The organism is Geodermatophilus sp. SYSU D00779 (genome assembly GCF_054050595.1).
The window spans coordinates 1-836 of sequence record NZ_JBJGZQ010000072.1; the positions used below are offsets into that span (position 1 = coordinate 1).

Genomic DNA, 836 nt, shown 5'->3' on the forward strand with positions numbered 1-836 from the left:
GACGACGCCGCCGCGGCCGTGTTCACGACCAACCGCTTCCCCGCCGCGCCGGTGCAGTGGAGCCGCCAGGTCCTCAGCAGCGGCCGCGTCAAGGCCGTCGTCCTCAACTCCGGCGGCGCCAACGCCTGCACCGGGTCCGAGGGCTTCGGTGACACCCACGCGACCGCCGAGCACGCCGCCGCCGAGCTCGGCCTCGGGGCGATCGACGTGGCGGTCTGCAGCACCGGTCTGATCGGCGTCCGGCTGCCGATGGACCGGCTGACCGCCGGGGTCACCGCCGCGGCCAAGGAGCTGTCGGAGGAGGGTGGACCCGACGCCGCGCGCGCGATCATGACCACCGACTCGGTGCCCAAGACGACGGTGCAGCCCCGGGACGGCTGGACCGTCGGCGGCATGGCCAAGGGTGCGGGCATGCTCGCGCCCAGCCTGGCCACGATGCTCGTCGTCCTCACCACCGACGCGGTCATCCCGGCCGACGTCCTGCAGACCGCGCTGAAGCGGGCGACCAGCGTGAGCTTCGAGCGGGTGGACTCCGACGGCTGCCTGTCCACCAACGACACGGTGATCGTGCTGGCCAACGGCGCCAGCGGGGTCACCCCGCCGGTCGAGGAGGTCACCGAGGCGCTCACCGCCGCCTGCACGGATCTGGCGATGCAGCTGCTGGCCGACGCCGAGGGCTCCACCAAGGACATCGCCATCACCGTCCGCAACGCCGCCAGCGTCGAGGACGCGCTGACCGCCGGGCGGGCGTGCGCCCGCAACAACCTGCTCAAGACCGCGCTGTTCGGCAACGACCCGAACTGGGGCCGGGTGCTGGCCGCGATCGGCACCACCGA

At 73.4% G+C, this 836-nt stretch carries 1 protein-coding gene; it reads left to right on the top strand.

The genetic code is table 11. The features are described from left to right. A partial coding sequence (gene argJ / locus ACI79G_RS24945; RefSeq protein WP_456883719.1) for a bifunctional glutamate N-acetyltransferase/amino-acid acetyltransferase ArgJ occupies positions 1–836 on the top strand: 836 nt, incomplete at both ends.